Genomic DNA, 8785 nt, shown 5'->3' with positions numbered 1-8785 from the left:
GAGAGGTGTATAAGAGACAGGCGCGGGAGCGTCCCGGCCCGCCATGGTCGCTTCAGGGAAGCCTCACGGAGCCGGACGGACGTCTGTCAGGAGATGCCGCGGTCGCGCAGGATCCGCTCGATCTCCGCCAGCTCGGGGTCGCCGCCGCCCCGCGCGGGCCCCTCCACGGCGCCCTTCGCCTTGCCGGACCGCCCGGCGGACTTCGGCCCCGCCTGCCCGCCTCCGGCGGCCTTCTTCCCGTCCTTGCCCCCGGCGTCCACGCGGCGGCTCAGCATCGCGCCGGACGTCATGTAGAGGAGCACGGCGAGCCCCGCCACCGCGACTCCCGCCCACTTCACCGGGCTGAAGGCGAGGTCGACGAAGAACTCGGTCACCCCGGTCATCGCCGCCGCGAGCGGCACCAGGGACAGCGCGGCCCCGCGCACGCCGACGCCCGCGCCGCGGCGGCGGTAGGCCCCCCAGCTGATGACCAACCCGAGCAGGGTCACTCCGAGGCTGATCGCGAAAATGGCTGCGTCGCTCATGCCGGCCCTCAATCCCTACGCTCATGGTCCTGCGCTGGTGCTCTCTCCATCGTCACACGCCAGGCGGGGGTTCCGGTCCTCCCGGCGGACGGTTTGTCGCCCGCCTGGCCTCCTCCTCCGGCGTGATCCGTCCCCTAGGGACCACCCCGCAGGTATCAGCGGCCCCTGCCGCCTCCGGCGCACCCTCCGCCGGACGAATCCGGCGAACACCCCCAAATCAGGTCAACATCCGGCAACGTTTGGGAGACGGGCGGGTGGAGACCCGCGACCTTCCGCCGACCCGCCGGACGCGCGGTTCCCGCTGATCACGGCCCGGCGAACGCGGGCAGCGCGCGCAGCGACGCCAGGCTCACCTCGCGCAGCGACGCCACCACCGTGCGCCCCGGCACGGGCGGGATCGGCAGGACGCCGGGCACCGCGACGGTGACGCAGCCCGCGGCCTCCGCCGCCGCGACGCCGTTCGGGGAGTCCTCCAGCACCACGCAGCGCCCCGGGTCCGCGCCGAGCCGCGCCGCGGCGGTCAGGTACGGCTCGGGGTCGGGCTTGGTCCGCGTCACCTCGTCGCCCGCGACGCTCAGCGCGAAGTGCTCGCGGCCGATCGCGTCCAGCACCGGCTCCAGGAGGCGGCGGTGGCTGGAGGACACCAGCGCCGCCGTGACGCCCGCCTCGCGGATCTCGGCGAGCAGGTCCTTGGCGCCCGGCATCATCGGGACGCAGGCGGCGAGCCGCTCGGCCATGCCGTCCAGCATCCGCCGGCCGACCTCCTCGGGCGGGGCGTCCGCGCCGGTCAGCTCCAGCATGTAGTCGACGGCGATGGCGAGGGAGCCGCCGACGAGGCGCTCCTGGTGGGCAGGCGTCCATTCGCCGCCCAGCCATGCCATGACCTCCGACTCGACCTCGAGCCAGACGCGTTCGGAGTCGATGAGCAGGCCGTCCATGTCGAACAGCACGGCCTGCGGGCCGCCACGGGTCACGTTTCTCCTCTCGTGCGGGGGTTCCCTGCCCGCCCGCGCGCGGTCGTTCTTGGACGGCGTGTGCAAAGAGACGGTGACGGACCGGTCACCGGCCCGATACCGTGCCCCCAGTAACCTACTACCGGGTAAGGAACGGCATGAGCGCGTACCGCATCATCCTCGTCGGCACCGACGGCTCGGACTCCTCGTTCCGCGCGGTCGACCGGGCCGCGCAGCTGGCCGCCGCCACCGGCGCCACCCTGCTGCTCGCCACGGCCTACAGCCCCATGCCCGCGCGGGAGCGCGCCAGCGCCGCCGACCGGCTCGGGGACCTGGCGTACAAGGTGCAGGGGTCCACGCCCGCCGACGACGCGCTGCGCGCCGCGCGCGAGCGGGCCGTCGCGGCCGGGGCCCGGGACATCGACCAGGTCGCCGTCGAGGGCGACGCCGTCGACGTCATCTCCCGGCTGGCCAAGGACCGCGGGGCCGAGCTGGTCGTGATCGGCAACCGCGGGCTGAACAGCCTCGCGGGCCGCATCCTCGGGTCCGTCCCGGCGAACCTGTCGCACCGCTCCCCCTGTGACGTGCTGATCGTCCACACCACAGACGGTAAGTGACGCGGACGCGCCGGTATTCCGCCGCGGGCGCATCCGGTATCCGCCGCGGGGCGCGTCCGGTTTTCCGCCGCGGGCGTACAGGGCGGGTGCAGGGCCGGAGAAGGGTGGGGTACATCACCGTCAGGACGTAGGCTGACAGCCACCGATCATGAGCGGGGCCCCGACCCCCGGGAATGACGGCCCCCGACGGTGACGCTGTACCTGGGCGTCGGAAGGAGGCAGCGCGTGGTCGAGCTGGAAAGTCTGCCCGAACTGGTCGATCCGGTGCTCGTGGCCGCCTTTGAGGGGTGGAACGACGCCGGGGAGGCCGCCAGCGGGGTCATCGCGCACCTGGAGACCACCTGGGAGGCGGTGCCGATCGCCGAGCTCGACCCCGACGACTACTACGACTTCCAGGTCACCCGCCCGATCGTGGAGATGACCGACGGCGAGACCCGCGGCATCACCTGGCCGACCACCCGCGTGTCGTGGGCGCGGCTGCCGGGCGGCAAGGACGTCGTGCTGCTGCACGGCATCGAGCCGAACATGCGGTGGCGGTCGTTCTGCCGGGAGCTGGTCGGGCTGATGCTGGAGCTGGAGGTCCGCAACGTCGTGCTGCTCGGCGCGCTGCTCGCCGACGCGCCGCACACCCGTCCGGTGCCCGTGACGGGGGCCGCGTCCGAGGCCGGGCTCGTCGGCACGCTGCACCTGGAGCCGGCCCGCTACGAGGGACCGACCGGGATCCTCGGCGTGCTGCAGGACGCGTGCGCCAAGGCCGATCTCGACACCGTGTCGCTGTGGGCCGCCGTCCCGCACTACGTCGCGCAGCCGCCGTCCCCGAAGGCCACCCTCGCGCTGCTGCGGCGCGTCGAGGACCTCCTGGACGTGACCGTCCCGCTCGGCGAGCTGCCGGAGGAGGCGCGGGCCTGGGAGAACGGCGTCAACGAGCTCGCGGAGGAGGACTCCGAGGTCGCCGAGTACGTCCGGACGCTGGAGGAGCAGAAGGACGCCACCGAGCTGCCCGAGGCGAGCGGCGACGCGATCGCCCGCGAGTTCGAGCGCTATCTGCGCCGCCGCGACCCGGGCTGAGCGTCCCCGCCCCGGGCTCGGGAGCACGTCCCACGGTCCCGACACTCGCCCCATGCCCGGCATTCCGGGCATTTCCGTCTATTGTGCGGTCGCGTAACCGGCTTTTCGCTGGTCCTTTATAAGCTGGCGGGCCTACTGTGACGGGCAGCCGCCCCGCATGAGGACCGGACGAGAGGAAGCTCCCCGTTGCCGGACGCAACGCCCCTGCAACCGCACGACCCGGCCCGCCTCGGCCGCTACGAGCTGCTCGGCCGGCTCGGCTCCGGCGCGCAGGGCACGGTCTACCTCGGCGCGGGCGCGGACGGCCAGCGCGTCGCCGTCAAGCTCCTGCGGGTCCAGTTCGACGACGACGACACCGCGCGGGCCAGGTTCGTCCGCGAGGCGGAGGTCGCCAAGCAGGTCGCCCGGTTCTGCACCGCCCAGTTCCTCGACGCCGAGGTCGCCGGCGACAGCCCGTACCTGGTCAGCGAGTACGTTCCCGGCGAGGCGCTGAACCGCGCCGTCGCGCGGGACGGGCCGATGACCGGCGGCGCGCTGGACCGGCTCGCCGTCAGCACCGCCAGCGCGCTCACCGCCATCCACCGCGCCGGGATCGTGCACCGCGACCTCAAGCCGCACAACGTCCTGCTCGGCCCGGACGGACCCCGCGTCATCGACTTCGGCCTGTCGCGGGTGCTGGACGCGGCCAGCGCCGTCAGCAGCCGCGCCGTCGGCACCCCCGCCTACATGGCGCCCGAGCAGGTGTCCGGGCTGGACGTCGGCGCCGCCGCCGACCTGTTCGCCTGGGGCGCGACGATCACGTTCGCGGCGACCGGGCGGCCGCCGTTCGGCTCCGACTCCATTCCCGCGGTCATGTACCGCGTCCTGCACCACGAGCCCGACCTCGGGAGCCTGGACGGCGAGCTGCGCGAGCTGGTCGCCGCGTCGCTGTCGAAGGACCCGGGGGCGCGGCCCACGGCGGCGCAGCTGCTGCTGCGGCTCGTCGGGCACGAGGACGCGTACGACACGGCCGCCGCCGCGGTCACGTCTCCGTCGGGGCTGCCGGCGCCTCCGCCGGCACCCATCGCGGCCCCCATGGCCAGCCCGGCACCGGGCCCGGCGCCGGGCGGAGGGGCCGGTGAGAACACCCTGCCGCCCTCGGCCACCGACCCGAACCCGGACGCCGGCGGGCCCGGCCCCCGCCCGCCGCGCCGCACGCGCCGCCGCCTCGGACGGGCGGTCGTCGCGGCCCTCGCCGCCGCGATCGTCGCGGCCCTCGCCGGGGCCGCGGGTTACACCCTGCTGGAGCGGCCGGACGACGACCCTCCCGAGGCCGGCGAGCCGCACGGGCAGGTGACGGCCCCGGGGTCGACGGCCGCCCCGTCGTCCGGGCCCTCGTCCGCCAGGCCGAGCCGCACCCGCCCGGGCGCGGCGGGCTCGACCGCGCCGGGGCGTCCGGGGCCGGGAAACGGCACCACTCCCGGGGACGGCGACGGCGGAGGGCCCCCGGCCACCAGCGACCCGCCGCCGAAACCGGTCGTGCTCGGCTCCCCCAGCCCCGCCAAGTACTGCGCGGCCCGCGAGCGTGACACCCAGTTCCGCAGCACCAAGTGGTACTGCGTGCCCCGCGACGGCGACATCGGCGTCGACACTCCGATCGAGATGACGACGGTGTGCGCGGCCCAGTACCGCCACGACGCGGAGGCGCGGCTGCGTGGCGACGCGGGCAACCCGGCCGACTGGGACTGCTACGTCCTGCAGTGACGCCTAGAGGCCGACGCCGAGAAGCGTGTCGGCGATGGCCCTGACCTGCGACGGGGCGGCCTCGTCGCCGCCGTCCGCCGCGGCCCAGGCGTCGATGGCGGCCAGCGCGCCCGGGGCGTCGAGGTCGTCGGCGAGGCGGTCGCGGACGGCCGCGGCGACCGGCGCGGCGGGCGGCCCGGACGGCCGGGACACCGCGGCGCGCCAGCGGCCGAGGCGGGCGGCGGCCCCGTCCAGGCCGTCGCGCGTCCATTCCCAGTCGGCGCGGTAGTGGTGCGCGAGCAGCGCCAGCCGGATCACCATCGGGTCGGTGCCGGAGTCCCGCAGCTTCGACACGAACACCAGGTTGCCGCGCGACTTCGACATCTTCTCGCCGTCCAGGCCGACCATGCCGGCGTGGACGTAGGCGCGGGCGTGGGGCCGCTCCCCCGTGGCGACCTGGGCGTGGGACGCGCTCATCTCGTGGTGCGGGAACGCCAGGTCGGAGCCGCCGCCCTCGACGTCGAACGCCATCCCGAGGTACTCGATGGAGATCGCGGAGCATTCGACGTGCCAGCCGGGGCGGCCCTCGCCGAACGGCGACTCCCAGCCGGGCTCGCCGGGGCGCTTCGCCATCCACAGCATCGGGTCGAGCGGGTCGCGCTTGCCCGCGCGGTCCGGGTCGCCGCCGCGCTCGGCGAACAGCGGCCCCATCTCGTCCCGCGTCAACCGGCTGACCTGCCCGAACGAGGGGTCGGCCGCGACGGGGAAGTAGACGTCGCCGGCCAGCTCGTAGGCGGCGTCCCGGCCGCGCAGCTTCTCGATCATCTCGACGATCAGCGGGATCGCCTCGACCGCGCCGACGTACCGGTCGGGCGGCAGGATCCGCAGCGCCGTCATGTCGTCGCGGAACAGCTGGATCTCCCGGTCGGCGAGCTCCCGCCAGTCCTGTCCCGTGTCCCGGGCACGTTCCAGGAGCGGGTCGTCGACGTCCGTGGCGTTCTGGACGTAGTGGACCCGGTGCCCGAGGTCGCGCCAGACGCGGTTGACGAGGTCGAACGCCAGGTAGGTGTTGGCGTGGCCGAGGTGGGTCGCGTCGTAGGGGGTGATCCCGCACACGTACATCCGGGCGGTGCCGCCGGGCCCGGCGGGCCCGGCGGGGCGTGCCGTGCCCGTCCCCGTGTCGTGCAGGCGGAGCGGCCGGGTCGCGGCGGGCAGGCCCGCTTCGGTGAGGCCGGGGACTTCTGAGGCGGGCCACGAGCGCATACCGAAAGCTTATCCATGCCCTGTTCGCGGGTTTGCGGCGAGATCAGGTTGAGTGTCGCGAGTGTCCGCTCAGCCGAGCCGGACGCGGGGGTCCAGGACCGAGTAGCCGATGTCCACCAGCAGGTTCGCGGCGATCACGAACAGCGTCACCGTCAGCGTCACGCCGATGATCACCGGGGTGTCCCCCGTCGCGATGGACTGGTGGACGAGCTGCCCCACACCCTGCAGCCCGAACACCTTTTCGGTGACGATCGTGGACCCGACCAGCGCGCCGAGGTCGATGCCGGCCTGGGTGACGACGGGCGCCAGCGCCGGCCGCAGCCCGTGCCGCAGCACGACGCGGCGCTCCGGCAGCCCCTTGGCCCGCGCCGTCCGCACGTAGTCCTCGCCGAGGACGTCCAGCATCGCGCCCCGCGTCAGGCGCGTGTAGGACGCCAGCATCAGGAACGCCAGCGCCGCCCACGGAAGGACCATCCGCCGGAGGAAGTGCTCCTGCATCGGCGGGCCCGCCTCGAACAGGTGGACGCCGGACTCCTCCAGCCTGGTGGCGAACACGTAGAGCAGCGCCAGGGCCACCACGAACGGCGGCGTCGACAGGCCGACCAGCACGAACGCCGTCGCGGCCCTGTCCCACAGCGTCCGCGCCCTGGACGCGCTGAACACGCCCAGGCCGACGCCTCCGGCGAACCACAGCACCCCGGCGCCGAAGACCAGCCACAGCGTCGTGGGGAGCCGCTCCGCGATCAGCGCCGACACCGGCGTCCCGCTGATGTAGGAGTCGCCGAGGTCACCGCTCAGCAACCGCCCCACGAACCGCCAGTACTGGACGAGCACGGGCTGGTCCAGCCCGAGGTTGGCGCGGATCTGCGCCAGCGTCTCCGCCGTGGCGCGCGGCCCTCCGATGACCCGCTCCACCGGGACGGGCGACACGTGCAGGAACACGAACACCAGCGTGGACACCAGCCACAGCACCGCGGCCGAGTAGAGCAGGCGGCGCAGAACGTACCGCGGCAGCCCCCGGCTCACCGCCCGCGCCCGGCCCGGCCGCCGCCGCGCGGGTCGAGGGCATCGCGGATCCCGTCGCCGATCAGGTTGAACGCCAGCGTGACCAGCAGCAGCAGGGCGCCGGGGACGGCGAGGAGCCACCACGCCGACCGGAACGCGTCGCTGCCCTCGCCGAGCATCGAGCCGAGGCTCGGCACCGGCGGCGGCACCCCCGCGCCGAGGAACGACAGCGTCGCCTCGAACACGATCGCCGCCGGGATCTGCAGCGAGGTCAGCACGGTGACCTGCGCGACCAGGTTCGGCAGGACGTCCACGACCATGATCCGGGCGTCGGAGGCGCCGAGCGCGCGGGACGCCTCGATGAACTCCCTGCGCCGCAGCGCGATCACCTGGCCCCGGATCACCCGGCCGGACGCCGCGACCGAGAAGAACGCGATCACCAGGACCGTCAGCGCGAGCCCGGCGGCGGCCGACGAGACCCGGAACGTCGTCGCGAGCGTGATCGCCACGAGGAGGTAGGGCAGCGCGAGCGTCATGTCCATCAGCCGCGCCAGCACCGCGTCGACGGCGCCGCCCGCGAATCCGGCGACCGTCCCGGCGACCGTGCCGGCGACGGTGGCGAGCAGCGCCGCGCAGACCCCGACGACGAGAGACACACGCGTCCCGTAAGCGGCTCGGACGAGGACGTCCCGACCGAGCTGATCAGCGCCCAGCGGGAACTCCGCGCCAGGCCCGCGCGGCTGCCCCGCGACGTCCAGCCCGGTCTCGGGGAACGTCCGGTCATAGGGGTGCCCCGTGAGGTGAGCCCACAGCGGCGCCAGCACCGCGAACAGCGCGATGACCACCAGCACGGCGACGGACGCGACGGCGACCCGGTCACGCCGGAAGCGCCCCCAGGCGAGCTGCGACGGCGCGCGCCCCCGGACCGCCTCCGGTCCCGCGCGCTTCACCACCGGCGGCGCGCCGACGTCGACGCGCCCGCTCACCCCAGCGCCCCTGCCATCCGCGCACTCCCCGTCTGCCGATCGCGATGAGTCGCCAAGCTAACACCGAGCGTCATCGCATCGCCGCCGGTTGACGGAATACACCGGTCGGTGGGAGAACGCCTGGCTAGAGCACCCGGACCCAGGCACCGGCGTCGCCGGGCGCGGCGGAGAAGTCGTACCGGACACCGTCCGCGCGGAGAGCGGCGAGGCTGACCGAGGTCGTGCCCCACACCCGCCCGGCGCCGAGGTCGAGCAGCGGCAGGAGGGCCCGGTGGTCGGCGCGGGGCAGGCCGTCGCCGTTCACCAGCGGCAGCCACTCACCCCAGGCCCGCTCCAGCGGCTCGTCCGGACCGGGTTCGGGACGCGCCGCCGCGTCCAGCCGCGGCCGGAAATGCGCGAGCCGGGCCGCCATGTAGGCGTCCTCGGTCTCGCCCTCGAGCTGCCCCTCGCCCTCCAGCCCGCTGTTGACGATCACGTGCAGCCCGGGCCCGAGGTCCCGCTCGGTGAGGTCCGCGCCGTCCCAGCTCCACAGCAGCACCCGGTCGGGCTCCGCGCCGACGAGGTGGAACGGATCGAAGGACGCCAGGTCGACCCGCCCCAGCTTGCCGTCGGCGGCCACCCGCAGCGGCAGCTCCCCCCGCGTCGAC

General features: G+C 74.6%; 9 protein-coding genes. 3 read left to right on the top strand and 6 right to left on the bottom strand.

What is annotated here, in order from left to right:
• Nucleotides 1-86 precede the first annotated feature (86 nt).
• Both ETD83_RS36185 and ETD83_RS36180 read right to left on the bottom strand, forming a co-directional pair.
• Nucleotides 87-524 (bottom strand): hypothetical protein, encoded by a 438-nt coding sequence (locus ETD83_RS36185; RefSeq protein WP_138649710.1) that lies wholly within the window; start codon nt 522-524, stop codon nt 87-89.
• A 305-nt stretch (nt 525-829) separates the two neighbouring features.
• The gene (locus ETD83_RS36180; protein ID WP_138649709.1) at nt 830-1498 is read right to left on the bottom strand and encodes an HAD family hydrolase; all 669 of its coding nucleotides are present in this window, start codon (nt 1496-1498) and stop codon (nt 830-832) included.
• A 137-nt stretch (nt 1499-1635) separates the two neighbouring features.
• Here ETD83_RS36180 and ETD83_RS36175 point away from each other — a divergent pair, with 137 nt between their 5' ends.
• The 3 genes from ETD83_RS36175 (at nt 1636) to ETD83_RS36165 (ending at nt 4905) form a co-directional block, all read left to right on the top strand.
• The gene (locus ETD83_RS36175; protein ID WP_138649708.1) at nt 1636-2094 is read left to right on the top strand and encodes a universal stress protein; all 459 of its coding nucleotides are present in this window, start codon (nt 1636-1638) and stop codon (nt 2092-2094) included.
• A 225-nt stretch (nt 2095-2319) separates the two neighbouring features.
• Nucleotides 2320-3162, top strand: a complete 843-nt coding sequence (locus ETD83_RS36170) for a PAC2 family protein (protein ID WP_138649707.1) — start codon at nt 2320-2322, stop codon at nt 3160-3162.
• Between the two features lie 186 nt (nt 3163-3348).
• The gene (locus ETD83_RS36165; protein ID WP_138649706.1) at nt 3349-4905 is read left to right on the top strand and encodes a serine/threonine-protein kinase; all 1557 of its coding nucleotides are present in this window, start codon (nt 3349-3351) and stop codon (nt 4903-4905) included.
• A gap of 3 nt (nt 4906-4908) precedes the next feature.
• Here the strand turns inward: ETD83_RS36165 and mshC are convergent, their stop codons facing one another.
• The 4 genes from mshC to ETD83_RS43145 all read right to left on the bottom strand — a co-directional run.
• Complete coding sequence (gene mshC / locus ETD83_RS36160) at nt 4909-6147, bottom strand: cysteine--1-D-myo-inosityl 2-amino-2-deoxy-alpha-D-glucopyranoside ligase (protein ID WP_138649705.1); 1239 nt, start codon at nt 6145-6147, stop codon at nt 4909-4911.
• Nucleotides 6148-6216: 69 nt separating this feature from the next.
• On the bottom strand, nt 6217-7173 hold the full coding sequence (locus tag ETD83_RS36155) for an ABC transporter permease (RefSeq protein ID WP_230421409.1): 957 nt from the start codon (nt 7171-7173) through the stop codon (nt 6217-6219).
• On the bottom strand, nt 7170-8138 hold the full coding sequence (locus ETD83_RS36150) for an ABC transporter permease (RefSeq protein ID WP_230421408.1): 969 nt from the start codon (nt 8136-8138) through the stop codon (nt 7170-7172). The genes ETD83_RS36155 and ETD83_RS36150 overlap by 4 nt, the downstream gene beginning before the upstream one ends.
• 124 nt (nt 8139-8262) lie before the next feature.
• Nucleotides 8263-8785: hypothetical protein (locus tag ETD83_RS43145; protein ID WP_171064639.1), on the bottom strand; the 523-nt coding region annotated here is incomplete at its 5' end.

Source organism: Actinomadura soli, assembly GCF_005889715.1.
GTDB lineage: Bacteria > Actinomycetota > Actinomycetes > Streptosporangiales > Streptosporangiaceae > Spirillospora > Spirillospora soli.
This window is presented reverse-complemented; position numbering and strand designations above follow the sequence as displayed.